35 protein-coding genes are annotated in these 24,760 nt (G+C 39.5%); 20 read left to right on the top strand and 15 right to left on the bottom strand.

The annotated features are described in order from the left end of the window. Positions 1-9: 9 nt before the first annotated feature. Positions 10-348 (bottom strand): PadR family transcriptional regulator, encoded by a 339-nt coding sequence (locus tag EWM59_RS20105; RefSeq protein ID WP_130023044.1) that lies wholly within the window; start codon positions 346-348, stop codon positions 10-12. Positions 349-634: 286 nt separating this feature from the next. Here EWM59_RS20105 and EWM59_RS20100 point away from each other — a divergent pair, with 286 nt between their 5' ends. After that, positions 635-1,609 carry a Gfo/Idh/MocA family protein gene (locus EWM59_RS20100; protein WP_130023043.1) on the top strand — a complete coding sequence of 325 codons (975 nt, stop codon included), beginning with the start codon at positions 635-637 and terminating at the stop codon, positions 1,607-1,609. Between the two features lie 215 nt (positions 1,610-1,824). On the opposite strand, the gene EWM59_RS20095 is transcribed toward EWM59_RS20100, so the two are convergent. From EWM59_RS20095 to EWM59_RS20080, 4 genes are all read right to left on the bottom strand, one after another. Further along, on the bottom strand, positions 1,825-2,628 hold the full coding sequence (locus tag EWM59_RS20095; protein WP_130023042.1) for a hypothetical protein: 804 nt from the start codon (positions 2,626-2,628) through the stop codon (positions 1,825-1,827). After that, on the bottom strand, positions 2,625-3,425 hold the full coding sequence (locus EWM59_RS20090) for a HipA family kinase (protein ID WP_130023041.1): 801 nt from the start codon (positions 3,423-3,425) through the stop codon (positions 2,625-2,627). The genes EWM59_RS20095 and EWM59_RS20090 overlap by 4 nt, the downstream gene beginning before the upstream one ends. A gap of 213 nt (positions 3,426-3,638) precedes the next feature. After that, on the bottom strand, positions 3,639-4,223 hold the full coding sequence (locus EWM59_RS20085; protein WP_130023040.1) for a hypothetical protein: 585 nt from the start codon (positions 4,221-4,223) through the stop codon (positions 3,639-3,641). A gap of 125 nt (positions 4,224-4,348) precedes the next feature. Further along, positions 4,349-6,190, bottom strand: a complete 1,842-nt coding sequence (locus EWM59_RS20080) for a M20/M25/M40 family metallo-hydrolase (protein WP_130023039.1) — start codon at positions 6,188-6,190, stop codon at positions 4,349-4,351. A gap of 243 nt (positions 6,191-6,433) precedes the next feature. Between EWM59_RS20080 and EWM59_RS20075 the strand changes: the two genes are divergently transcribed. Continuing rightward, a complete protein-coding gene (locus EWM59_RS20075; protein WP_130023038.1) occupies positions 6,434-7,615 on the top strand; it encodes a hypothetical protein in 1,182 nt (393 codons plus the stop codon). Between the two features lie 130 nt (positions 7,616-7,745). On the opposite strand, the gene EWM59_RS20070 is transcribed toward EWM59_RS20075, so the two are convergent. Further along, positions 7,746-7,952 (bottom strand): hypothetical protein, encoded by a 207-nt coding sequence (locus EWM59_RS20070; RefSeq protein ID WP_130023037.1) that lies wholly within the window; start codon positions 7,950-7,952, stop codon positions 7,746-7,748. A gap of 177 nt (positions 7,953-8,129) precedes the next feature. Here EWM59_RS20070 and EWM59_RS20065 point away from each other — a divergent pair, with 177 nt between their 5' ends. From EWM59_RS20065 to EWM59_RS20020, 11 genes are all read left to right on the top strand, one after another. Next, positions 8,130-8,855, top strand: a complete 726-nt coding sequence (locus tag EWM59_RS20065; RefSeq protein WP_130023036.1) for a hypothetical protein — start codon at positions 8,130-8,132, stop codon at positions 8,853-8,855. A gap of 16 nt (positions 8,856-8,871) precedes the next feature. Continuing rightward, complete coding sequence (locus EWM59_RS20060) at positions 8,872-9,453, top strand: hypothetical protein (RefSeq protein WP_130023035.1); 582 nt, start codon at positions 8,872-8,874, stop codon at positions 9,451-9,453. A gap of 35 nt (positions 9,454-9,488) precedes the next feature. Next, complete coding sequence (locus EWM59_RS20055; protein ID WP_130023034.1) at positions 9,489-10,571, top strand: major capsid protein; 1,083 nt, start codon at positions 9,489-9,491, stop codon at positions 10,569-10,571. A 172-nt stretch (positions 10,572-10,743) separates the two neighbouring features. Continuing rightward, positions 10,744-11,070, top strand: coding sequence for a DUF6706 family protein (locus EWM59_RS20050; protein ID WP_130023033.1), 327 nt, complete (start codon positions 10,744-10,746; stop codon positions 11,068-11,070). Continuing rightward, a complete protein-coding gene (locus tag EWM59_RS20045; RefSeq protein WP_130023032.1) occupies positions 11,070-11,390 on the top strand; it encodes a hypothetical protein in 321 nt (106 codons plus the stop codon). Before EWM59_RS20050 ends, EWM59_RS20045 begins: the two co-directional genes overlap by 1 nt. Then, positions 11,381-11,869, top strand: a complete 489-nt coding sequence (locus tag EWM59_RS20040) for a hypothetical protein (RefSeq protein WP_130023031.1) — start codon at positions 11,381-11,383, stop codon at positions 11,867-11,869. Before EWM59_RS20045 ends, EWM59_RS20040 begins: the two co-directional genes overlap by 10 nt. Before the next feature lie 16 nt (positions 11,870-11,885). Continuing rightward, positions 11,886-12,296 carry a hypothetical protein gene (locus EWM59_RS20035; protein WP_130023030.1) on the top strand — a complete coding sequence of 137 codons (411 nt, stop codon included), beginning with the start codon at positions 11,886-11,888 and terminating at the stop codon, positions 12,294-12,296. Between the two features lie 15 nt (positions 12,297-12,311). Then, positions 12,312-12,809: a hypothetical protein gene (locus tag EWM59_RS20030; protein WP_130023029.1), complete on the top strand. Its 498-nt coding sequence runs from the start codon at positions 12,312-12,314 to the stop codon at positions 12,807-12,809. Positions 12,810-13,038: 229 nt separating this feature from the next. Further along, the gene (locus tag EWM59_RS20025; RefSeq protein ID WP_130023028.1) at positions 13,039-13,545 is read left to right on the top strand and encodes a hypothetical protein; all 507 of its coding nucleotides are present in this window, start codon (positions 13,039-13,041) and stop codon (positions 13,543-13,545) included. Positions 13,546-13,640: 95 nt separating this feature from the next. Continuing rightward, a complete protein-coding gene (locus EWM59_RS27735; protein ID WP_165372240.1) occupies positions 13,641-13,781 on the top strand; it encodes a hypothetical protein in 141 nt (46 codons plus the stop codon). A 48-nt stretch (positions 13,782-13,829) separates the two neighbouring features. After that, positions 13,830-14,285: a hypothetical protein gene (locus tag EWM59_RS20020; RefSeq protein ID WP_130023027.1), complete on the top strand. Its 456-nt coding sequence runs from the start codon at positions 13,830-13,832 to the stop codon at positions 14,283-14,285. Between the two features lie 269 nt (positions 14,286-14,554). Here the strand turns inward: EWM59_RS20020 and EWM59_RS20015 are convergent, their stop codons facing one another. The 3 genes from EWM59_RS20015 to EWM59_RS20005 form a co-directional block, all read right to left on the bottom strand. Continuing rightward, a complete protein-coding gene (locus tag EWM59_RS20015) occupies positions 14,555-15,220 on the bottom strand; it encodes a hypothetical protein (RefSeq protein ID WP_130023026.1) in 666 nt (221 codons plus the stop codon). Positions 15,221-15,224: 4 nt separating this feature from the next. Beyond that, positions 15,225-15,689, bottom strand: a complete 465-nt coding sequence (locus tag EWM59_RS20010; RefSeq protein ID WP_130023025.1) for a hypothetical protein — start codon at positions 15,687-15,689, stop codon at positions 15,225-15,227. A 102-nt stretch (positions 15,690-15,791) separates the two neighbouring features. Next, on the bottom strand, positions 15,792-16,034 hold the full coding sequence (locus tag EWM59_RS20005) for a hypothetical protein (RefSeq protein WP_130023024.1): 243 nt from the start codon (positions 16,032-16,034) through the stop codon (positions 15,792-15,794). Positions 16,035-16,086: 52 nt separating this feature from the next. Here EWM59_RS20005 and EWM59_RS27730 point away from each other — a divergent pair, with 52 nt between their 5' ends. From EWM59_RS27730 to EWM59_RS19995, 3 genes are all read left to right on the top strand, one after another. Then, on the top strand, positions 16,087-16,236 hold the full coding sequence (locus EWM59_RS27730; protein ID WP_165372239.1) for a hypothetical protein: 150 nt from the start codon (positions 16,087-16,089) through the stop codon (positions 16,234-16,236). A 106-nt stretch (positions 16,237-16,342) separates the two neighbouring features. Next, positions 16,343-17,434, top strand: coding sequence for a PDDEXK family nuclease (locus EWM59_RS20000; RefSeq protein WP_130023023.1), 1,092 nt, complete (start codon positions 16,343-16,345; stop codon positions 17,432-17,434). Positions 17,435-17,509: 75 nt separating this feature from the next. Further along, on the top strand, positions 17,510-18,589 hold the full coding sequence (locus EWM59_RS19995) for an FUSC family protein (protein WP_130023022.1): 1,080 nt from the start codon (positions 17,510-17,512) through the stop codon (positions 18,587-18,589). Here EWM59_RS19995 and EWM59_RS19990 read toward each other — a convergent pair whose 3' ends face one another. Next, positions 18,590-18,871 (bottom strand): DUF6471 domain-containing protein, encoded by a 282-nt coding sequence (locus tag EWM59_RS19990; RefSeq protein WP_207220035.1) that lies wholly within the window; start codon positions 18,869-18,871, stop codon positions 18,590-18,592. Between the two features lie 210 nt (positions 18,872-19,081). Between EWM59_RS19990 and EWM59_RS19985 the strand changes: the two genes are divergently transcribed. Next, entirely contained in the window at positions 19,082-19,735 is a 654-nt protein-coding gene (locus EWM59_RS19985) for a hypothetical protein (protein ID WP_130023021.1), read from the top strand. Positions 19,736-19,740: 5 nt separating this feature from the next. Here the strand turns inward: EWM59_RS19985 and EWM59_RS19980 are convergent, their stop codons facing one another. The 3 genes from EWM59_RS19980 to EWM59_RS19975 all read right to left on the bottom strand — a co-directional run bounded on the left by EWM59_RS19980 (position 19,741) and on the right by EWM59_RS19975 (position 21,246). Then, on the bottom strand, positions 19,741-20,286 hold the full coding sequence (locus EWM59_RS19980) for a hypothetical protein (protein WP_207220034.1): 546 nt from the start codon (positions 20,284-20,286) through the stop codon (positions 19,741-19,743). Between the two features lie 96 nt (positions 20,287-20,382). Next, a complete protein-coding gene (locus tag EWM59_RS28600) occupies positions 20,383-20,517 on the bottom strand; it encodes a hypothetical protein (RefSeq protein ID WP_262709291.1) in 135 nt (44 codons plus the stop codon). A 9-nt stretch (positions 20,518-20,526) separates the two neighbouring features. Next, positions 20,527-21,246 carry a 3-keto-disaccharide hydrolase gene (locus EWM59_RS19975; protein ID WP_130023020.1) on the bottom strand — a complete coding sequence of 240 codons (720 nt, stop codon included), beginning with the start codon at positions 21,244-21,246 and terminating at the stop codon, positions 20,527-20,529. Positions 21,247-21,433: 187 nt separating this feature from the next. Between EWM59_RS19975 and EWM59_RS19970 the strand changes: the two genes are divergently transcribed. From EWM59_RS19970 to EWM59_RS19960, 3 genes are all read left to right on the top strand, one after another. Next, a complete protein-coding gene (locus EWM59_RS19970; protein WP_130023019.1) occupies positions 21,434-22,270 on the top strand; it encodes a hypothetical protein in 837 nt (278 codons plus the stop codon). A 27-nt stretch (positions 22,271-22,297) separates the two neighbouring features. Further along, a complete protein-coding gene (locus tag EWM59_RS19965; protein WP_130023018.1) occupies positions 22,298-22,816 on the top strand; it encodes a GNAT family N-acetyltransferase in 519 nt (172 codons plus the stop codon). A gap of 135 nt (positions 22,817-22,951) precedes the next feature. Beyond that, on the top strand, positions 22,952-23,593 hold the full coding sequence (locus EWM59_RS19960; protein ID WP_130023017.1) for a hypothetical protein: 642 nt from the start codon (positions 22,952-22,954) through the stop codon (positions 23,591-23,593). Positions 23,594-23,693: 100 nt separating this feature from the next. Here the strand turns inward: EWM59_RS19960 and EWM59_RS19955 are convergent, their stop codons facing one another. Both EWM59_RS19955 and EWM59_RS28455 read right to left on the bottom strand, forming a co-directional pair. Continuing rightward, entirely contained in the window at positions 23,694-24,344 is a 651-nt protein-coding gene (locus EWM59_RS19955; protein ID WP_229239289.1) for an IS630 family transposase, read from the bottom strand. Next, a complete protein-coding gene (locus tag EWM59_RS28455; protein ID WP_130021386.1) occupies positions 24,284-24,715 on the bottom strand; it encodes a helix-turn-helix domain-containing protein in 432 nt (143 codons plus the stop codon). Before EWM59_RS28455 ends, EWM59_RS19955 begins: the two co-directional genes overlap by 61 nt. Positions 24,716-24,760: the final 45 nt, after the last annotated feature.

The following is a 24,760-nucleotide window of genomic DNA, read 5'->3' as shown; positions in this document are numbered from 1 at the left end:
TTTCAGGGTTTATTTAATAATTACCTGCAGTTTTCCGGCCGGAATATCCTGCCAGAGATTAGCCCGCATTTCCTGAATTTCGAGCAGGGCTTTGCTTCCGGTGGCAGTTAGTGCAAAAAAACGTTTCCGTCGGCCACCACGCTCTGCGGTTGCACCGCCTAATTCAGAGGCCAGATAGCCTTTTTCTTCAAGGCGGTAGAGGGTAGCATGCACGGCACTCATGGTAATACTGCGCCCTGTTTGCTGTTGCAGACGCTCCCAGATGGTAACACCATAGGCTTCTTCGGTACAGCCCGCAATCACGAGTAGCACTACTTCTTCAAACTCGCCTAAAAAGGTTCTTTTCATGCGTTTGGGGGTTAAGGAATGATTTGTTATAATAATAGAAAACAAATAAGATGCCAAATTATAAAAACGCCCTTCAAGGCATCAGGAAGGCCGGTTTTTGATTTTTAGTTTATTTAAACTTGTCCAGAAATGGACAGTTTTCGTCCACAAATGGACGGCAAGTTATGAGATTAATTCCGGGTCATTTTATAAAATATACTGAACCGAGTAGAGGGATTGGTTGGTAAAGAAGAATAGCAAAATATATTGTTTATATTTGCCCTGCTTCAAAACCTATCTATTCAGCATGGAAAAAATAAACTGGGGAATTATTGGTTGCGGTGATGTAACCGAACTCAAAAGCGGCCCCGCTTTTAATAAAGTACCACAATCAGCATTAATTGCTGTGATGCGCCGTGATGCCGCCAAAGCAGAAGACTATGCCCGCAGGCATCAGGTGCCTAAATGGTACACCGATGCTTACGAACTCATCAATGACCCCGAAATTAATGCCATTTATGTAGCCACGCCTCCATCAACACATGAAGCATATACCCTTGCGGCCATTAAAGCCGGAAAACCTGTGTATGTGGAGAAACCAATGGCCGGAGATTATGGTGCTGCTTACCGCATGGCAGAAGCCGCTACCGCCGCCAATAGTAAACTGGTAGTAGCCCATTACAGACGAGAGCAACAGCGATTTAAAAAAGTAAAACAATTGCTTGCCGAAAAGGCAATAGGAGAGGTGAGACTCGTAAGACTTGAATTAGCCAAAATCCCTTTGACTGCTGAAGAAATGGCAGACCCTAAAACAGCCTGGCGCATTGACCCTGCCACAGCCGGAGGTGGTTTGTTTCATGACCTTTCGCCGCACCAGCTTGACCTGATGTATTATTTTTTTGGTGATGTAGCCAAAGTAAATGGCCTGGCTTCCAATCAGGGCGGCTTTTATGCGGCTGACGATATGGTGGTAGCCAATATCTTGTTTAAAAGCGGCGTAGTATTTAATGGTACGTGGTGCTTTAATGCAGGGCAGGCGGCTGATTATTGCGAAATACAAGGCACGAAAGGCAAAATAAGTTTTACGGTTTTCAGTACCGATAGTATTACAGTTGAGAGAGAGGGAAAAACAGAGACGCTTACCTTTGACCCGTTGATGCACGTACAACAGCCCATGATTGAAGCCGTTGTCAGGTACTTTTTAGACAAAGGCCCAAACCCTGACAGTGGCTACGAAGGCGCAGAGGTCATGCGATTGATAGAGACAAGTGTAGCGAGGTAGGAAATGTATAGTAAAAACAGGGAGAGAGTAAAGATTTTAAAGCAGATTTGGTGAAAGGGATACCTTTTGTTAGGATGTGCACAACTGAAATATATTACTTGTTGTGTTTCAAAATTTTACTTTTAAGTTTAGTGAGGCATTTAATATTGGCTCTAAAGGTATTGATTTTCTGTTCACCTTTCATATGTTTTTATTGAACGTTAAGACTGATTTGATTAGTACAAAGGTGTAACGCCACTTTTATCTATATATTCTTCAATAATTTTAGTTTCTGTAACATCTACAAATTCTAAAAAGTCAGCATTTTTAATTTGACTCCATAGTGAGTGATTTTCAACTATTTTGGGTTCTTTTCCTATGACAAAGTATTTCCCTTCTTTCCGGAATTTTATATCCAATGCTTTGATTAATGAAATATATCTGCTTATATCATTTTCTAAAAAGTATTGTTTTTTCTCAAAATCAAATATTTGTCCGGTAACCGGAACGCCATTTGCGCCAATAAAATTAACCTCTATTGGTGTAATCAGATTTTCTAATTCTGTTGGAGTAACTATTTTATCAATATTTACTTTTTCCTCAATTTTAGGATATAAATCTTTCCTTACTTTATCAAAAATATTTGGTATAGGGGTTATGTCAGAAGATTCTTCATATTTGAAAATAAATTTCTCAAAGAAAACCTTAAAATTGTCTATATGTAATTCTATATCTATATTTTTAGGTGGTGAAAACTGAATTACATTATTTGAATAGTCAGACAAGTAACTGATATAAGAATTATTTATCCAGTTTTCTTTGACTGAACTATCCGAACTAATATCTTTTTCTAAGGCTTTCAGATAAGTTTTGATGAAGGCTTTTTTTTCATTCCCAAATAGGTTTTTCAAGGTAGCCAGCTTGGTTTTTGAATACTTAAAGAAAAGCTGTTCATTATCAGACATAATCAGCCCAATGCTGATTTTTTCATCACTCAAATTATTAACCGATATATATATGATTGAAAAAAAAGCTTTCATTTTTCTAAAAAGATATTTATTAATGTTTTGAAATTATCTTCACAATTTCTTTTCCAATCATTAGAAAAGATAGTGGATCTCATTTTTCTTTTATATTCCTCTCTATTAATCAACCACGATTCTGGTAATAAATTGCCTATTTCATCAATTCTATTCTCGCATTCCTGACAGTAAAGATAAAATTTATCAGATAGAATATCAACTGCTGCTCTTAAATTGCCTGATTTCTTAAATAAGATTTCTGCTAAGTTAGTTTTGATAATTGAATCTTCTTCTGTTAGTTGTGACATTCCATTCTCCCAAGAATTAGTGTTAAAAATATGGGTGTGATCAATTGCATAAAAAGCATTTGAATGAATCAGTAGATTAAAATTATTATGGTTTCGGTCCTCATTGGCCAACCAAATATCGAATAGAGCGATTTTTAGAAAATCTTCTCTGTCTTTTATTCTATTTGCAAAACCTTTTTCTTTAAACATGGGTAAGGTAGCCTTATCGATTTCTTTAGAATCTGCTAAATAGATTGTCCCAAAACATTCTTTTTGAAAAAGCTGATAATTTAAGTTGGGAAATTTCCCAACAGGAATGTGTGATTGGCTGATTTTTACCAAGGCAGTTTGCGGCATTTTTATTCCCCAAATTTTGGCAAATTCAGAAGCTACTAATTCATTCGCTAATTTTTGAGCATCCCGATATTTACAAACCCATTCATTCAAATCATTACAAATAACAAGAACTGGTTTATCGCCAGTAGGGAAAACCCTGATAATTTCAGAAATTGAATGTAACTGTTTCATGAATTCACTCTGAATAGTCTTAGATTTTGTTTAAATAACATTTATTTAAAAGTCATGAAACTTCCAATTTAATACCTTTTGCATAAATAAACGCTATTAATTTTTTTCTGGTTAGTTTAATTGGCAAACATAAATTTTTCGAGATATTCTATTTAAACTCAGAGAGACGTGTATTTTGGCACGTCTCTCTGATAAAATAAGTAACTGACTATGCTACAGCCTCAGCCGAATTCCGGCGTTCAGGATGCCGTTGTAGCCGAAAGAGGTTTCTCCGAAAAGGGCAATAGCATTGCCTAACTCAAAGCCGATAGGAGCCACATTAAAGGCAAATACTACACGGCTGTCGCTATTGTTTTCATATTTCTGCGAAGCAAAAGAGGCTCCTGCGCCTATACCTGAATAAAGCCTGAATACCGGATTATTGAGCCAGTAGTAATCCACTCTTGGAATAATACTCCAGTATTTTCCTTCGCTATCGCCTAAATACTGGCCGCTTGAATTGTTATAGACTTTTTTGGTGAATTTCTCATACACTACATCAACCCCATACTTCCATTTATTTTGTGTCGAGAATTTGATTCCGGCAATCAGTGCTCCGCTAAAAGTAGCATCATCGTAGCGGATTGTGCCGCCTGTAATGGCTGTACCTAAAATATCACTCAGGCCTTCGACCATCTGTGGAACGGTAACCAACCCATAGCCTGCCGTAAGTGTAAGTTTACGTTGTGTGGTGTTCTGGGCAAAAGAGCAGAGGCAGATGCTTAGATATAAGCATACAAAAATGAGTACTTTTTTCATGACGATAGTATTTTAGTAGTGAAAGAAAAATACAGAAGGGGACTATCGTAATGAATTTTAAGAAAGTTAGGGATTTAGTTTAAAATTCCAAGAAATAAATGAGGAAATGAGATAAGTATTTATCATCACCTCACGATTATTTCCGTCAACCCTGCATGACCTTTGCCGTCTCTCAGGAGTTGATTGGCAGGCGTGGCCGGGTCTGCTGTCCAGTCGCCGTCAATGATGTATTTGTAGAGGTATCGGCCGGGTTTCAGGTTTAATTTGCATTGCCAGCCACCATTTACTCTGGCAAGTGGGGTGCCAAACATATTCCAGTTATTGAAATCACTTACAATAGATACGGCTCCAGCGTTTGCAAAACCTTTCAGAAAAAAGGTGGTGTTTCCCTCTAAACTGGGCAGAATACTGATGTGTTCACGTCGGGGCAAAAGGCTATCCTGCATAGCTACCTGATAGATGAGATAAGCAACGAGAATGGCGCTTTCTTTCAGGTCGTTGCTATTCACGTATTCGGCTACATCCATTGTTGTATGATGCACCGCCGAAATATAATTGAGCGGGTCTTGTATGAACTGAAATGCCGGAATGTTGAGGGCATCAAATAACTCATGGTCGGTCTGATTGGCATTCTGAATCGTTACCGTGCTATTCCCTGCTTTGTCAAAAGGTGTCAGTATTTGCTCAAAGATTGATTTTGCGGCGATATTGCCTTGTGCATAAATACCCCGTATTTTACCTGTACCATTATCGAGATTGAAATAGGCTGAGATAGAAGTGAAGTCCTTTTGAGGGCTTCCGTCAGTTAATTTTCCTACATGTTGGTTTATATAACCCCTCGAACCTGCAAATACCTGTTCTTCACCACCCCAGAGCGCAATTCGTATGGTTCGGCGAGGTGCTAATCCGGCAGATTTCAATAAATGGATGGCTTCCATCATAACGGCGCAGCCCGCGGCATTATCAACCGCACCTGTGCCTCCATGCCATGAGTCTAAATGTGCTCCGATAATAACCTGCTGATGTTTCAATAAAGCATCTTTTCCTTTGATTTCGGCGATTATATTGACATTGTATGCAGGATTATAATTAAATGTGGTTTGCAGGTTGAGCCTTAACAGGGGTTTCTTTCCGGCTTTTATGAGCCTTACCATTCTGCCGAAATGTTCGTTGGCTATCACAAACGAGGGAATAGGTTTAATGTCATTCACCTTTCTGTAAGAGGGTACATGATGGTTGCCGTCGGCATGTAAAATGCCATAAGGATAGTCGCTGGGTTCTATCAGCGCTAATACACCCTCTTTTTCACAGAACTCAAAAAATGCCTGTAATTCTTTTCTCCTTGCCTCCTGACTCTGGATAGCCTGATTGGTTGAGCGTCGGCTATGGTACCCGATTAGCAGGTCGTTAGGGTCAGGATTGTCGGCTGCCTGTTGCAACATTTCTTTCGATAATCTTTCAGATAAAATCTGTTGGGAAGCATTAAACGGATGGTAATCTTGTCCTAATAATACAACCTTGCCTTTTAGTTTTCCTTTCAGCTTTATCAGACTATCAGCATGATTCAGTAAAATAGCTTCTCCATTTACTACTCCTTGGGTACTTTTTGTATAAGCCAGTGGGTACGCCATGATAGACATATAAGCAGGTGAAGTCATTTCTACATTGAAAGATTCAATTTGCCAACCCCGGTATTGCTGGTCGAAAGATTCGAAATAGGCAGTATCGGTTCCATAACCAGCTAATTGCTGCCTGGCCCATCGGGCAGACTCATAATAGTTTTTAGTACCTAACAAGCGGGGGCCATTAAGGTCGGCCAGATGAGTGATGATGTCTGTGATTTGGTGGGTTTCGGCAACTGTTCTGATTCTGGCTAATGCCACACTATCAACAGGATTTTGCGCAATAGCAAGGCTGCGAAAAAACATAAGTACAGTAAGCAGACGAATGGAAAAGGTTGCAGGCATAAAAAGGTTTTTTATGAAATGGGGCCATCAGCTTCAAGACAACGCTTTTGTATAAACGAATAGAGTTAGCTGGAATGTATAAAAAGACTTTGATTTAATTGGGCTGTTTGAGTAGTGGTTTTCTTTATAAAAAAGGGTGTAATAAGCCGGGAAATAAAAAAATGGCATCTTTTAATAACTTTTGCTTAAAGTTTTGTTATGTCTATGTATGAAGATTTCCTGAAAACTATGTCTGATTCACTTATGAAACTTTTACTACAAATCTTATCCGGTATTTTATTCACTATACCATCATTAGGACAAATCACTCCTAAAAAATTACTGATTTATTATAGCTATCCATCAAGTCTGAATTACCCGACCAATGGGTATGACCTGGATAAAGTAGCGAATGATTTGAAGCAATATGATTATGTCGTATTAGGGGCTGACCTTGAACTGGCTTCACACCCAGACCATAATAATACCATCAGTATAATCAGTAAAATGGCAGGTTCATCGACAAAAGTATTTGGGTACATAGATTTAGGGGTTAAATCTCCCGGCAAAAACTTCCCGATGAACCAGATTCAGCAAAGAGTAGATGCCTGGAAAGCGATGGGTGTACAAGGTATTTTTTTTGATGATTTTGGTTACGATTTTCAGGTGAGCCGTCAACGCCAGAATGATGCTGTAAACTATGTGCATAGCCGAAGTCTGAAAGTAATTGCGAATGGGTGGAATCCTGATGACGTTTTTGGTAGTGCGGTGGTTCCTACTTATAATCCTAATGGACAGGCAACAGTATTGAATGCAGGAGATTTTTACCTGAGTGAAAGCTACCTGATTATCAAATGGGAATATGAAACCAATCTGAACTTCTGGAAAACCAAGGCAGATAAACTCAGAAATTATCAGCAGAGCCTGAATTTTAAGGTGCTTTCTATCACCACCAGTGACACCTTACAGGCCAACAATTATGAGGCTGCCCGATTCTTTTATGCCTGGTATGGTGCCGCCATTGACGGGCATGAAGCCACGGGTTGGGGAGAGTTTAAATTTGCCTGCTGCGACCCCAATAATGCAAAATCGCCTTTCAGAACCCGACCCAATGTAAATATCGGTACGGCCTTTACCTCGCCTGTACAACAGAATAGTAATGAGATATATAGATATACCAATCTCGGTAAAATAGCAATCAATTTTGCTTCGCATGCGTATAGTTTTACGCCAATGCCTACCTGTACCAGTATTACTTCGGGCAACTGGCACGCTTACACAACATGGAATTGTGGCAGAGTACCCACTGACGACGATAATGTGATTGTTAAAAGCGGTCATAAAGTTACTGTTAATCACCCTACCGGGATTACTACCTGTGGCTACTTCTATGCAGAACCCGGTTCTACTTTTAATTGTGTTACGAGGTTTTTGTCGAAGCCGTAGGGTTGTCAGTGGATTGGTATTTTTTACAATCTTTTGGCTTTAGGGTTATCTCATAAGTTTTTTGTCCCAAATAATAGCGCAACGGTGTACCATTTTTGTGAGATTTCCTTATGAGACCGCCCTACACATATCACCTTATGTCTATCACCTCAATCTTCACCCGTTTATTCAGAAAGGGTTTGTTGTATTCAATTTTAGAATCGTATAAATGGCCTACTTTACAGCCGATTTCGTTGCGGGTGTGGTAGGCATAAATGCTTTTGAGCTGGCGGTAATATTCGGTGTGCTGTGAGCGCAGGAAAGTCAGTTGGTAAACGACGTCTTTTTTGTGTTTCATGTTGGGTTGTGTGGTTGTGCGACGAAGCTGGAGCTTCGTGCCACAGTTGGGGGAAATCCTTGTTCATGTAATGAGTAACAAATGTAATGAAAATTATAAATGCTTATAATATAAGTATGAATTTTTTGTTTTTATCTTTGTTAAACCAAACAGACTCATTTACAAAATCCACACTTTATGACCTTAAAGGGAAAAATTCTACCACTGCTGAAAACTAAGTATAAGCACTTAGGGTTCGGCGAAAGGGCTTTTGATGCAGTTGCTACCCTGCTGGAAACTACGGTAACTGATGAAAGCGAAATCGACAACGCCATGAGCGGGGTCGAGCCTTTGCTAAAGGCTTTTCAGGGCGATGCCGACAAGCGGGTAACTGATGCCATTGCCAGACAAAAATCGGGTAAAACAAGCAACGAAACTGTAAAAGAAAGCCTGACTGAAAATGATGATGTACCCGCCTGGGCACAGGGCTTGATTGAATCGAACAGCGCATTAATGGCGAAAGTGAATGCGCTGGAGAGCGGCAAGACGACTGAGTCGAGAAGGGAGATACTTGAAGCGCTGTTGAAAGATACGCCGGAGTCGTTCAGACAAATGAAACTACGTGATTTTGCCCGAATGAGTTTCAGCGACGAAAGCGAGTTTGAGACTTACAAAACTGAATTAGAAACAGGGTTGGAAGAGGTCAGACCATTATTCGGCGAGCAAGGGTCGGGTAAAATTCCACCGCCAATGCCCGGTAAATCCGGTAAAAACGGTATTTCGTTAGATACACAGGCTTATATTGACGCCAGAAAAGCCGAAAGCGAGGGTAGGGGTGCCACTATGGGTAAACCTGTTTTTGGCGAAAAGGCAGAACATAAGCCGACGAATACGGGCATGGGCAAGCAGATTTTTAATTCTTAATTATTCAATCTCAATTATGCAAAATTTTCGAGAGAGCGATGCAGCGGCTGAGAAAGTTGCGTTCGCTACCAAGTTAGAAGACATAACCGGAGGAGTAACAGTAGCAGTAGCCGATTTTACTGACGGAGCCGTTATTCCGGCAGGTTCGGTTATCGGCAAAGATGGCAATGGTTTGTATCATGTGCTGAAAACTGCCAAACTCCATACGGCCGCTACCAATAGTGCTACCGATTATCTGGTACTCAAAGGCCACGGATTTAAAACAGGTGATTTTATTGCTGCCCTCACGGGTGCCAAAGCCTATGCCATTACGGCTATTAATACAAGCAATGCCAATTACGACACTATTTCGGTGGGTACGACCTTGGGTGTAGCTATTGCCCAGTATGCAGGTATTTTTCAGGCGGCGGCAGAGGCTGCTTCCAATACTTCTGCTTTTAAAGTAACCCCGCTGGCTGTTACAGGCCATAGCATGGAACTTAAATCGGGTGAAACCAATGTGGTGGATGCCTGGTTGCGAGCCACGCTGATTGAAGCCAATGTACCTGTTACCACTGCGCAGTTAAAAGCAGCTTTACCACAAGTATTGTGGGTGTAAGAGTTTAATTTTTTCATTCAAATTTTATTCAATTCATGATAAAATCATTGATAAACGGATTGAGCGAGAAGGATATGCAGGCAGTTGCCAATGAATATGCCCTGAGTGATTTTTATTTTCCGACGCTTTTTCCGCTTAAATTCGTTACCTCTCTCAAATGGGAATCGTTAGAGGGAGAGTTTGGGGTACCTGTGGCAGGTGATGTGATTTCGTGGGATTCTCGTGCGCCACGTAAAAGACGTGAGGTGGTTTCTAAATTAAGTGGCAGTATTCCTAAAATCGGAGTGGCACGTGAAAAAACCGAGTCGCAGATGAATGAGTACAATACGCTTAAACGCTATGCCGACGATGCCGCCAAAAAAGAACTGCTGAACTGGATTTGGGAAGATCAGCTATTTGTATTCAATGGCGTAAACGCTCGTCTCGAATGGCTGGCACTAAGAGCCGCTTCTACAGGAAAGGTGATGCTGACCAATACCAACAATGAGGGTGTGGTAACCGAAGCCAATGTTGATTTTCTGGTACCCGGTGCCAATAAATCGGGGGTAACGGTAAACATTACTGTTGACAATGCCGAAACATCGAAGCCTATCACCAAAATTAAAGACGTGGTAAAGGCAGCCAAAAACAAAGGCAAAAAACTGAACTATATCTTTACAGACCAGGATATGATTGATGCCATTTTAGTATCGGCAGAAACCATTGCTTTTGTGGCTCCGTGGGCTACACAAACCCCTGCGCCTACACAGGTATCGTTACTATCAACGCTGAACATGGCTTTGAAAGCACAGGGTTTACCGGTAATCGGGTTGGTAGAGAGTTTTATCGAAATCGAAATCAAAGGGGTACGCACACAGGTAAATCCGTGGGAGGCGGGCGTTTTGCTATTCTCTGAAACGCCAACATTGGGGAATACTGCGCACACCCGTCTGGCCGATGAAGATGTAGAAAGCTCAAATGCGCTGAAAGTAAAGCGTGAGCACGTGCTTATCAAACGCTTTGCTACCGAAGAGCCATTGGTAGAAACCTGTCTGGGCATTGCCAATGCTTTTCCGGTAATAAACAGCGCAAGCGCCAAATGGCTGGTTGATGGCTTGAATGCTACGTGGACTAAATAAGGGAATGGTGAATTAGCGAATGGTGAATTAGTGAATGTGGACGCCGTGCGGGTGAATTAGCGAATATGGAAACTATTCCTCTAAGGCATCAGCAAGATGCTCTTTGAAAATTCTCCATAGATAGAATCTAATTATTCACTAATTCACCATTCGTAATTAAACAGATGTTAAAATGTTAATAGCAGACTACATAAAAAGTAAGCTCGGGAAGTTTGGGGTAACTATTGACGACAACGAATTAGCAGCCTTGTTTCTGAAAAACGGGATTGGTTCTGATGAGACGTATATAGTTGATAGTGTAGATAAAATTGAGCGGGCTTTGTATGAATATATTCCCGAATTACTGGTAGTGTCTTCTATTACTGAAGGAGGCTTTGGTATCAGTTATGACAAGGAGGGAATATTGGATTATTACGCTTTGCTGTGCCATAATTTAGGGCTTGAAAACAAGCTGACAGTACAACAACCCAAGGTCAGAAACAAATCATATCTCTGGTAATGTCAATCCAATATCCATACATTGTAGAAAGGCTCAATGTGGGTCTTGCCACGCAGGACGAAAACGGAAATTTTCAGTCCAATTCTTCTACTTGGGTAGCCATTGGTGCATGCCGGAATGAAAATGGCAGACAGCAGAAGTTTAGCAAAGAGGATGGCTCTTATTTACAGGCCACTCACCTGATTCAATGCCCGGCAGGAACTTTGCCTTTGCAAGCCGGAACACGCATCAGGGTATTGGAAAGTGACGGTACATTGAGGGTTGAGGGAGAAGTAATTTATGCCACAAAAGACCGCTTTCATACAAGAATATGGCTTTGAAATCTGCCTTTGCACAGGCCGACATCAAAAAGGTGTTGGATGCGAGCCTGCGAAATCTCCGTACGGAAATACTTCAATCGATGAAAAAGTCGGGTGAGGAAAGTGTGCGAATAGCCCGTGCCAATGCAGACACCATTGATGCCTCTGGCAAACTGGCGCAGTCGGTTGGTTATGTGATTGTAGCCGATGGTGTGATAGTAGCCCGGGAGTTTGACCGGAGTGCTGACAAGCCCGTTGAAGAGCATGCAGCCAATAGCTCTGACAGCGGGCAACAGGCAACAACCAATGAGGCACTGGCAGGAGAAAAACTGGCTGAATCGCTGGCTGCTCAGTATTCCAAAGGCTATGCTTTGATAGTGGTTTCAGGTTCAGCGTATGCCGTGGAGGCAGAATCTCGCTCGCAGGATGTGCTGACAAGTGCTGAAATGTATGTCGGGCAGCAATTGCCAAAGCTGTTAGAAAGGCTTACCCAATCATAAAATTGTATCAGTAAAAATGAAAACAACAGCCGACCAGGACAGCATTCTGTACAACCTCATCAATCAGTCGGTGCTGAAAACTTTTATCAGAGGCGGCATCTATAAAGGCGAACGCCCTTTGGATTCAACCAACGAAGATATAGTTATCAGCAGTACCGCCATCAGCGAGGGAACACTACAGGCAGGTGTAGCCAATGTGAATGTATATATCCCTAAGATTTATCAGAACATCGGCGGAAAAATGCAGACCATTAAAGACACCGCACGTGTAGCCGAAGTACTGGCTGTTGCCGGAGAAGTGCTGCACGAAGCCTATGGGAGCTACTACTCACTCTGGACATCGAGACAGGGAGATTATGACGAGCCTGACATCAAGCAGACAAGGCTCCATTTCAGAATTGAATTCAGACTAAGTAACACAAATTAAAATTTTAAAAACAAAATGGCAGATTTAATCACAATTGGTTTAGCAAAAATAGAAGTAGGCAATAAAGGTGTTAATGACGCAATGGGCACAACGCTGGCCGTTATTGGTAATACGGCAGAAGGTAGCTGTACGATTGAAACGTCAGACCCCGAAATAACCGAGTTTTTTGTCGAAGAAAAAGAAGGGCCTATCCATACGGCAATCAAGCAAGGGCAAACAACCATTTCTTTCCAGTTAGCCGCTCCTGACCTGGCGCAGTGTGAAGCTGTTTTCGGGGGTGAATATGATGAAGAAGATGATACCTGGACTTATCCGGTTTCGGCAGTTGCCATCGAAAAATCGGTGAAAATTACGCCTAAAGAGGGTCTTATCTTTGCTATTCCAAGAGCAAGAATTTCGGCAAAATTTACAGGGCAGTTTGGTCGCTCAGATACCTTAAAGGTTGAAGTAACCATTCTTGTTTTGCAACCTGCCAACAATGCACCATCTATGACTTTATCGTTGGTAGCGTAATGAGTTTGAGATAGTTTTTTGTTGATTTCATTGAGGGGGTTGAAAAGTTTTTTGTGCTAAATGATATTTGGAATTTTTTCCTCACCCCAACCCCTCTCCCGAGGGAGAGGGGCTAAAAGTCTCCCTCTCCTGCAGGAGAGGGAGATTTAGAGGGTGAGGAGAAATATGCATCAAATACTCTTTCCCACTCCTCAACTTTTCACACCCTCTCTTTATAACCCTTTCTACTATGTTTGAAAATTTTGATTTTGACCCCCATAAAGCTGAACAGCACGAAGCCGATGTGCTGATTAATAAGGGGATACGCTTTACATTGCCGAAACGGAGTCTATTACGGCATTTTTCTAAACGGAAGCATCGCATTTTTACGATTCAACAACCTTATTTAGGTACGCTTGATGTGTTGAGCCGGGTTTTTCTGAGCATTGAATTTGATGAGTCTATGCTCACAGAAAATGCACTCGCAGAAGCCAAACGCATTACCGCTGAATCGGCAAAGAAATGTGCTTTGGCTGTGGCCATAGCGGTGCTGAATTCCAGATGGAAAATCAGGCTTTTTGCCCCGTTGATAGCCAACTATTTTTTATGGCGCATACAGCCCTCAAAGCTCGTGCAATTAGCCATTTACATCAATCAAATCAATAATTTAGGGGATTTTATCAGCTCTATCAGATTGATGTCCGCCACAAGGACGACAGCTCCTCATCGGATAGAGACAGCCACACCAGCGGACTAAACAGCCCGTTTGGGTCAAGAGGAGCCATTTGCAGTCATTTTCATTGGTCGTATGCGTATCTGCAATGGGGTATTCCGTGGGGCATTGTACAACGGATGTTAGCCGACGCACCGCAGTATCATTACCAGGACCATTCAACCAGAAACAAACCCAAAGATTTAAAAACCGCCAAAAAACTAACCAACCAGAATGCAAAAGAAATGATGGAATATTTTAAGGGGTTGAGTGGGGGGTGAGCAGTCGAGAGCCTGCTTTTTTAACTAAACATATTAAACAAAAATAAGATGAAAACAGAAAACTGGACATGCGATACATGTGGTCAACCTATAAAACGTATAAAAGATGGCTGGATAGAATGGCTTTCTAAAGCAGATAGTCTTGAGGGCTATGGCTTGCGCTTGGTACATCATAAATCTGCCAGCCCGTTGGCTACTTCTCATGGATGTTATTATGACGAAGAAAAAACTATCCGTGAAGAAAATGCATTTGTGGCTAATTCGGCAGTAGATTATTATTTGGGAGCCGATGGTCTGGTAAACCTGTTGGAACTGATGCACGGAGATTTACTGCCCAAAAATGAAGTCATAGAAATGATAATGCGACTGCATGTTCCCGGTTATGAGCAGGCAAGAAAATATATAGAAACTGCGATGGCAGAAGGTATTATTCGTGAAAAAGAATTTCCTGAATTTCGCACACAAGACGAGCTTCAGGTAGTGATTGATTGGGTTGGGGTTTAGGTTTAGGGTGAAATTCCAGTTGTAGTGTCAGTTGTTTTTAAATGGCATTTAGTGCCGTTCTAAGAACAGCTAATATACTGACTAATAATTCCGTTACGGATAACATTTAGCCAAACGAGAGTATTAAATTTTATGAATAAAATATCGTCTTTAGTATATTGATTTTGGGCTTAATCTACCAACAACTGTACTTCGTAACCATCCTTATATTATAGAGTTTTCTAAACTTAGAGTATTTTGGATTATGATTTGAGAGTTTATGGTTTCATTTACACTTTGTTTTTTTCCAAATATTTCATGACTTTTTGACAAACATTTATTAATTCCTTAGCACTCTCAATACCATTGTTATAATGCATAGTATAAAAATCTATAGCTTCTTGGCATCTAGTTTTATAATTCTCATCATTGCATATTTTTGAGATTATTATGATTTTTATATTTTTATATGGACTAGAAAAATGATTTGACCGACCTTTATCATCTAAACTATCCCACAAATCCAATACATTTTTTGGATTGCTATATCGCTCAAAAGCGTTCAGGTAATAGTCATTAAAGGCAAATTTAAAACTGTTGCAGACTTCACTAACATCGTTCTGACTATCTACTCCTTTTGCCAAAATTCCATATTGATTCGTATTAATTCCAATTGTTAAAGTTCTTATAAAATGTAAGGAATTTACTTCAGGGTTAAAGTTTAATACATTAAGAAGAGTTTCCTCAACCTTAAAAAAACATATTGAAGCTCCACCCACAGAAAAAGACTGCCCTGTTCCAGCAGAAATTGCAATACTGCATATTAAATCATTTTCTATCTTGTGAAAAAGAGTATTGTCAAATTGATTTACCTTCTTAAATCCATACTGTTTTAAAAAGGGCTGTAATTCGTTCAGTGCCCACTTTTTTATGATGGTTTTTCCAAAATATGCCATACTTTTATTTGTTATCTGGTGCTATAAAATTACGATAATGGCTTGTATCTATATTACTTTTATTCAAAGTCCCATTCTTTAATCCTGTATCACTTATTTTAAATGCTTTGGTTTTACTAATACTAATAGTTGATGCATCTAACTGTTTTCCATTGTTGTCAGTGAAAATCACGCCATTTAATAATTTAGTTTCAGACCTTGGACTTTTCAACTCAAAAACCCCAACTTTTCCAACTCCATTCTCGATTATCCGGTAGGATTGCTTTTGTCGTGGTGTAAATTCTGTAGAACCACTGATTTTAGTTTCTAATAAAATCACATTATCAATTATAATCCCATCTTCTCTATATTTCACCAACAAAATATCGGCTTTAGTATATTGGTCCTCGACTTTATCAACATACAAATACACTTCCCCAGTTCGGCTTAACATTATTTCAGTCGCACTGTCAGTCGTATTTATAACCATATTTTATGCCGTTCTAAGAACGGCTGACACACTGACTAAATGGACATTTAGCCAAACAATTAGATTGACTAATAACTCCTTTACGGATAAACACTTAGCCAATCACTCCCCATCATAAACAGGGTCGTTCAGTAGCGTTAATTGAAAAGAACCTTTGTTGTTGGCTGAGTAGAAAAACAATTCTTCTTCTGCGCAGAACTCTATCAGCGTTTCATAATGTAATAGAGTAAAGGTTGGGTAAAGTATATGCAGCAAATCGCCTTCGTGCAAAACGGCTGTAAAATTATCTAATAAAGCGGTGTCGCCTAATTTTTCAAGAATATTATCTACCTGTTGCGTTGTCATGGTTTTATATTTAATGGGCTACAAAGCTAAGTATATTTGAGTGATTAAGAGCATGTTTAAATTTTGTTATTCTGACCGAAAAGTGCAGATTTTTCAGATAGACAAGGCGCATTTTGCAGATGTAGCCGGCAGCTACATCGAAAAAATGCAACGCAGTATAGCTGAAAAAGATGAGCTTTGCAGGTCGAATCATAATTTTTAAACATGCTCTAAAGATAAATTCTTATGGCATGCCCAAGTAATCTTCTATCTTTACCTGAGGTTATCATTCATACAAGAGATTATCTAACAGGGTTAGTGATTTGATTATGCAAAAACTATTCGATGAAAAAGAGCGGCATAACATAGATTTTGCAAAGCATCAGCACAATAGTTATGATTTCTATAACGATACGGCAAGGGAAGAATTTGTTGCAGTAAGGAATCGGTTAGAAGATTGGTTTAGCAGATATCCTGATAGTGATAAGAAACAATTAAAACGGGATTTACAAACCCGATTCGAGCCTGCGTTTTTTGAGTTATTTATACACGAATTATTTTACCGGCAAGGCTTTACGCTAACGGTTCACCCGGATATTCCGGATTCTACCAGGAAACCCGATTTTTTAGCCAAAAAAGGAGAGATAGCATTTTATATAGAGGCAAAAATAGCGTATGACGACTTTTACGAGAAGGTAGTAATAGCTAAACAAAGTTCGATTTATGATAAACTGAACGAAATAGACTCAGCTTATATTGGAATTTGTATAGAAGAGCTTTATTTTCTGTCAACCAATCAGCCCAGGTTAAACAAAATCAAAACCTTTTTTCAGCAGGCTATCCATGAATATACGCAGCAAGAGCCGGAAGATACCGAAACCATAGAAAGGCAAATCTATGAAGACAATGATGTGAAAATCGTATTTTCTCTGTTGACAGTTGAAACTCAACTTATTCATACGTGTATCAGTGAACCACCGATTGTCTTTTTGGGTGGATGCGAAGAGCAATTAAAAAAAAGTATCATTGAGAAAGCATACAGATATGGCAACCTTGATAAACCCTTTCTTATCTGCATTAATTCTTTAAGCTATAAAAAAACTTCAACAGAAGATGTTTACAATGCTTTGTTTGGCAATTACAGACGTATGGCAAATATAGAAAATCTGAATCAGGACTTTAAAACCAGTAGTGATGGTATATTTGCTCCTGATTCAGCGTTTTCATGCAAAAATGCTTCAGGTGTTTTTATCACTGCCGTAAACGAACATAATTTAGCTATGGCTAAACATTGGTTAGTAAGGCACCCATTTACTAAAAATGCTTTTGATATGGATGCTCTGGATTTGAGTTATATTCATGTCAACAATAAAAAAATAGAAGAAGTGAAAAAGCTGTCTATCGGGCAACTCATGGTATAGGAGTTATTGAGGATTGATGGGTATAAATGTTTCATATCAATAGGCGTATTCTCAGCTACCTGCTATCTTTGTTCTATGTTAGCATCAATAAAAGATATTATCCGGCGAGAGGCGAAACAGTTTTTTCAGTTGAAAAAATCGGAGCGGTTGTGGCATATTCCTGTGCTGGCTTCGGTGTGTACGGGTTTGCCTTTACTGGTTGGGTATTCCCTCGGGCGGCTCGATTTCGGCACACTGGCCTGTATGGGTGGTCTGGTTATACTGTATCTACCCTCTACAAGTCTCGAAAACCGGATGCTTACTTTGCTGGTGTGTGCCTTTGGGTTTATTATGAGTTTTGCTGTGGGCATTGCCTTTAGTTTTAATCCCTATCTGTCGGCTCTTGTGTTAGGCATCTATGCTTTTAGTGTCAACTGGCTTACCAATTATTTCAGACTGTCGCCGCCCGGTAATTTCTTTTTTGTGATGATAGCCTCTATGGCCAGTTGTATGCCTTTTGATTTACTGGCAATTCCGACAAAGGTTGGCCTAATCGCCTTAGGCACAATGGGTGGTTTTGTGTTTGCGATGGGTTATAGTCTGTATATTGTGAGGCGGTACCCCGATAAAATGAAAGACCCGGGTATAAGAAAGCGCCACTATACCAACCTCACGGAATCGATAATTATCGGATTGTTTATAGCCATTTCTTTGCTTACAGGGCATATCTTCCGGTTAGATAATCCTTACTGGATTCCGGTTTCGTGTCTGGCTATTATGCAAGGGCTCAATGTGGTGCAGGTAGGTCAGCGGAGTTTCCACCGTATTGTGGGTACGTTTATAGGTATGGGTTTTTCGTGGCTTTTGTTGCAGTTAAACCTGAGCACCCTGCAAATCTGTATCAGCATTATTGTGCTGCAATTTATTATTGAGGTGCTGGTGGTAAGACACTATGCACTGGCGGTGATATTTATTACGCCTATGACGGTGTTTCTGATAGAGCTAAGCCGGGGAACAGCGATAGATGCCAATCGGGTGATTGCTGCCCGGTTTCTTGATATTTTTATTGGTAGCCTTATTGGAGTAGTAGGAGGCTGGCTGTTGCACAACCAGAAACTGCACCGCAAAGCCGAAAGACAATTGCGTAAAACAAGAATAGCTATTTTACGGAAATAGCTATTTATCTTTCTTTTTCCCGTAGCCTTCCTGTGGCTCTGCTACCATCATCAATGGTCTTTCAAATTCTCCGATTTCTATTCTATGGCAGCCGATGGCTGTCAGGCATTGCAAAAGAAACCCCGCACTGAATGTTCCCCGACTGATTTTACTGTCGATTCCTATTTTTGTTTCTTCAATCCCCATTTCATTGAGCCGTAATGCTAAATCGGCATTAGATATGCCCCGCTTCACGAGTTCTGATTTCAGGAGCCGCTTGGCTTTTTCGTTCCAGTCTGTCATAAAAGTATAAATATATTTGCATAATCATCAATTAATTTGCATATTTGCAAATAATATGATAAAAATGAAAATTTATAGTGTCTTATGAAAAAAATATTCTATCCAGATTCCTGTATTTGTGTTCGATTGATGAACCTAAAACAAGCACAGGTAATACAGGTGCAACTTACGAAGTTTATCACGCTTTTTTTTAAAACATTCAGTAATTCTATGAAAAAGACCTTTCTATTTTTATTGTTGGTGTGTGCTTTAGGCGCATGCAAATCTGTTAATTCGCTGTTGTTTGATGCTTATACGGGTAACACCTATCATTTTACGTACGAATTAGTTAAACCAACCCCCAATACGGCTTTGCTATTTAATGATGATAAAATTGAGGCTACGTTTGACATAAAATTGAACGGGCTGAATTTTGTTGTGAAAAACAAAACCAATGAAACCATGAAAGTTATCTGGGACGAAGCCTCAATGGTATTAGGAGGGAAGGCTGAAAAAGTAACGCATTCGGGTATCAGATATATGGAAAAAGCCGCAAGCCAACCTGCTACAACCGTACCTGCCGGAGCTTCTTTAGACGATATGGTGATACCTACCAGCAATATTTATTATCAGGAGGGATTTTATAGTTCTTATGTATCGGTGGCAGGCGACTGGAAAACGAGGGCTTTATTTCCAAACCGGGACTATGACAAGCCCAAATTGAAAGAAGAAATTTTAGCCTTACGAGGTACCACTTTTTCATTATATCTACCTATTTTACATCAGGGTAAAACACTTGAATACCTTTTTGAATTCAGAATAACCGATGTAAAGCCTCAGGGAAATAAGACTGAAAGCAAGAAAATAGGCGGAAGCGGTAAATAGTCTGTTCAGGCAGATTGAAATTTTTCATCGACCAGTAATTGCCATCTTCTATGGCGGTGTCTGAAAAACATTCTTGCCCACGATGATAGAATAGGGGTAAGAATACCGCCATAAATTATAATTTCGTCCTGATAGACCAGTATCTCTTTGTTGATGTATTGTAGCTCAATGGTATGGTCCCATACTTTAGCGAAGGCATCGTGTTCTCGGGTCTGAATAATTTTATTTTCCTCATCAATTTTCTCAAAGAACAGCGTGTGGAGTCCACCAAACGGAAAAAAGCCATTAATCAGCATACGGGTCGTAATGGTGCTTCCCTGTTTCCATGTCTCAGGAAAATGCCCACCAGTTGGCTTAAAGGTAACTTTTCCTTCCGAAAGGAATTCAAGCAGGGCACTGGTTTTTACTCTTTGCCAGGCCTCGTCGATATTCATTTCCATCGATGAAGCAATGGTTAGTTTGTGCGCCGTTACCGTTTTTCCTTTATATTGAATCTTTGTTTTTTTTATGGGTGCAAATAATATATTGCCTTGAATTAATCGGTCTCGCATGGTCAGTATCAGAATTTATGTAATCGGGGTTAAAATTATATCAAACCCACAACATAAGAAAACTTGTGAAGTATATTTTAGTTTTCAAAGACTCTTTCAACTGTATTGATTGCTGAAATAATGAGGATAACGTGATATAGCTGAGGCCGGGAAGAAGAATAGTTGAGGGTAGTAGGGTGTGAGTGGCACGGTGAGGAAACTGGCACGCTCATGTGCTTGCGAGCGTGCCATAGTATAGGCTTACAATTTCAAAACCCTGATATTTCTATACCATACGGTGCTGCCCCAATCCTGCAAACCGATTCTTCCGGTATAGATGCCTTTGCCGATAGGTGCTTTGGCCAAGCCGCTTTTGGCAATTTTATCTTTCCAGTCCTGGCTATTCAAATCATGCTCCTGAACCGTAAAACCATTCTGAGTAACAGTAAGTTTACCTTTTTTGACAATGATATGAATCTGATTCCATTCACCTTGCGGATTGCTCTCACGCAGGCGAGCATTGGCTACTCCAAAGAAATCGCTGGCACGGTGGGTATTTTCAGCAGCACCCTCATAAATTTTGTCGTCTATTACCTGCAATTCCAGCCCTGTATTGTGCATGAATGTATATTGAGGGGCTTCTTTTACAAAAAAGAAGATTCCACTATTGGCAAATTTACTCACTTTCCATTCGACTTTTAATTCAAAATCTCCTTTAAGTTCTTCGTCTGTTACAATATCACCGCCGTTTTTGGCTTTGTTTCCGGCACGCTCGGGTACATTCAGTTTAATGGCTCCCTGCTCAATTATCCAGGCCGTCCCCGGCTCTTTGCCGCCATAGGCGTGCCAGCCTTTCAGGTCTTTTCCATTAAAAAGCAATTGCCAGCCTGCTTTCTTTTCTTCGGGAGTCAGGGTATTCTGGGCATGGGTTTGTAGCAGACCAAAGCCCAATAGTAGTAATAATAGGGATAGCTTGTTCATCAGGTTGAATATCGTTAAAGGTTGAAAAACAAATATAGAGTTATTTTCAGATTTGAAAAATGATAAATGTGAGTACATATAGAAAATAGAAGAATTTACCTGTATAGATTTGTACAGAAAACCTCCTGCACTCGTTATATATACGTACAATTCTTTATTGCTGACTAATCTAAGCTACCTGTTTATTATGTTTCATAGAAAAACTCTTTTTTTGTTATGCCTCTTCACTATTGCTTTACTGGCAATTTTTGCAGCTTGTACAACCAATCATCCGACTACCGAAACCGCTAAACCTGTTTTTCATATTCCCGTGGTTGTGCAGGAGCCAACTAAAGATACTGTTGAGTTTATAAAGGCATATACTTTAAGGCATGTCTATTTCAATTATTTAGGAAAGTACAAATTTACCGATACATTGAAATTAGCGGAAAATCCTGAAAGGGATACAATATTCTTGAATGACGAAATAATTGGATACTCGCATATAAGAGCAGGCGACACGCTCAATACTGATGGTTTTCAGATTTTTGTAGATTATAAAACCTCCATACATAAGAACCAATATAAGCATATGGGTTATCATGAGAGTAATTATTATTTCCCGATATATATTGTGAATGAAACCTCCAGAGCCAAATTGTTTATTGCCAAAGACAGATACATGTTCGGAATACAAGAAGCTATGGATACCACTGACAGTAGAGGATTTAAGCCAATAGAGTATAGAGGTCATGATTTTTGTGGAAATGGTTATTTTGGTATGATAGTGAGACCCGGAGAATTTATTCTGGGTTTAATACCCAAATATGAGGGTAATGAAAAACAAAGCATGAAAATACGATTAAGAATTGGCCCGCAGATTTATTTTTCTCCTGAATATAGTGGGACTTTTAATCGAGAGCAATTTATATTAAAACGAGATAAATGGGGGTACCTTTCGTTAGAAGATTGCAATACTAATACTATAAAATCTCAATTTTATGGGGCAATTCCTAAAGGTTATAAAGAAAGAGGTGTAAATTAGCATTTTCAACCACGATAGCGTACCATTATGTATTTCAGAGATTTAAAAATTGCACCCAAAGAAGAATGGGAGTTTATATATAAACAATATTGCCAGACTTTTCCGATTGATGAGCGGCGCAATGCAGAACAGTTTTATCAATTGTTCTGCAATGAGCATACCCGTATTTTCGGGATTGATGCCAATGAGAATGCGATGGGCTATTTTGTTACCTGGCCTATGAGCAATTTTCTGTTTGTTGAGTTTTTTGAAATTTATCAGATATTCCGCAGTACAGGGTTAGGGGCAAGGGCGTTGGAAGAACTAAAGAAGCAATATAAAGTGCTGGTTTTAGAAACCGAACCCCCGGCTATGGGAAGCATTGCCAAAAAACGCATTGAATTCTATGAGCGCAACGGTTTTTATATAGCAGACCCTGACTATATTCAACCGGCCTACGATGCCACCAAAAATAGTATCAATCTCTACCTGATGGCCACCGATGCTATTGAGGTAAATGCCGTTAAAACCGAAATTTACAGGAAGGTGTATAAAGTAGTGATGTAGGTGGTTTTACTCCTGCTTGAATGGGTTATGAGTTCTGCACTTTATGAACCGTGCTCTTTTACTAACGATGGCACGGTTAGTTTTTGCGCATCCAACTTTTTAATATTTTTGCTTTATCGTTAACATTTAAAACCAATGTATCGGATAATTAAATGTGTTTTGCTATTGACTATTTTTTCGGGTTGCAGTGAAGTGCAGACCCCAGAAAACAGTTTTCATTCCAGAATTATAAATGCTCAATTGCCATTAAAACTGGTGGATATTGATTGGCAGAACCAGAAAAAAATACTTCAGGTAAATGACGGTATAGAATCCAGAATAGAAGATACTGTTCGGGAATACTATAAAGCAGCTAACTTTCTAGATAGTTTACAAGATAATTATTACATAGGTGCCATCCGTTTACAGGCTGACTTTCAAACTATTTTCTTAGTGGTATTAAGGCATTATCCTACCGGGTACACTAATAGTAAAGTTTTGTTTTACGATAATGACATGAAGGAGTTTATTCCAGGTACATTTGATTTCAATCTTTTGGCTCTTTACGATAATGCTGACAGAAAATTGAAAATATCAAATCTAAAGGAGCTATTCAAAATTGAAACACCAGAAATACAATTAGTTGATTTTAATGGTGATGGCTTTAGAGATTTTCAATTTACCAGTTTGAAACATAATGGTACTTACAATGCTATTCAGACTACAATTATCAGTATCAAGAATCACAAAATAGATACACTTAGCACTACTGAAAAAGTAATTGGCTCATATAATTAACCGGAGTGAGCCCTCGTTGGGCTGACTATTTATTCAGCCCAACGGGCAATAATATACGCAATACTTTGGTCTGCTTATTAAGTAATACGACAAAATTATTTTAAATTTTAATTTTAGAAAAGTCGATTTGATAGTCAAAACCAAATTTAGACCAAATTTTGTCAAGGGCTTTTTTGAGGGTTTCCAAATCTTGATAATCACTAGGCTTAAGCCAATAATATTTAGTATGCCTCCAAAGCCTTTCGATTCTGTTTAGATGTGGACTGTAAGCAGGCAAATAGAAAATATAGAGCCCTTTGTTTTGCCACAATTCTAACTTTTCTTGAAAAACTTTGGCGTGATGAATTCTGGCATTATCAATTACTAAAACTGTTGGTTTTCTAATTTTATCAATAAATATTTCTATTGAATTGATGACAAAATCAGCATTAATAGTACCTTTTACATCAAAAGTGTAAAGTTCATTTCCATCAGCATTCATCAACCCAAATACATTGATATTCTTGCCTTTTTGTGGCAGAATATAAACGGGTTCATCTGGAAATTGCCAGCAGTAAGGTACGACACAATTGAGCGAAAAACCAGCCTGATCACCATAAAATAAGTCAATATGACTTTGTTGGTGGAGCTCGAGTAAGTCATTTAAGCAGTCTTCTTTATATGCGTACTCAGAAGTGTTTTGCTTTGACTTTAAACTTTTTCTGGCTCTTTTCCAACTGGCTCGACAAGTGTTTTTAAAAAACGCTCTAATGTTCTTTGAGAGAAGTCTTTCTGTAATGCTTCTTTCAGTTCTTGACGTACTTTTTTCAGAGTCTGAGGGCTTGATTTTACTTTGCTTTTTACCAATGATTCATCAGCTGCATTGAAAATAGGTTTGCGACCCTGACCCAATTGATTGCGTAAACCTACTATCCCATGCGTTTCCCAACTGTCAAACCAGTTAGTGATGGTAGGGTGGCTTACTTGAAATATAGATTTTAGGCTATACATATCATACCCCTGATGACTTAGCAATAGACAATGACAACGTTGTTTGAATTGATGATGGGTAGCATTTTTGTACCCTTCTTCCATTGTGATGACCTCACTTGGCTCTAATTTAATATATCGTTTTGCTCGCATAGAGCAAAGTTAACAATTTTAAAATAATTTTGTCGCATTACTTAA

The organism is Emticicia agri, assembly GCF_004168285.1.
GTDB lineage: Bacteria > Bacteroidota > Bacteroidia > Cytophagales > Spirosomataceae > Emticicia > Emticicia agri.
The sequence above is the reverse complement of the archived record's forward strand: the minus strand, read 5'-3'. Positions and strand labels throughout refer to the sequence as shown.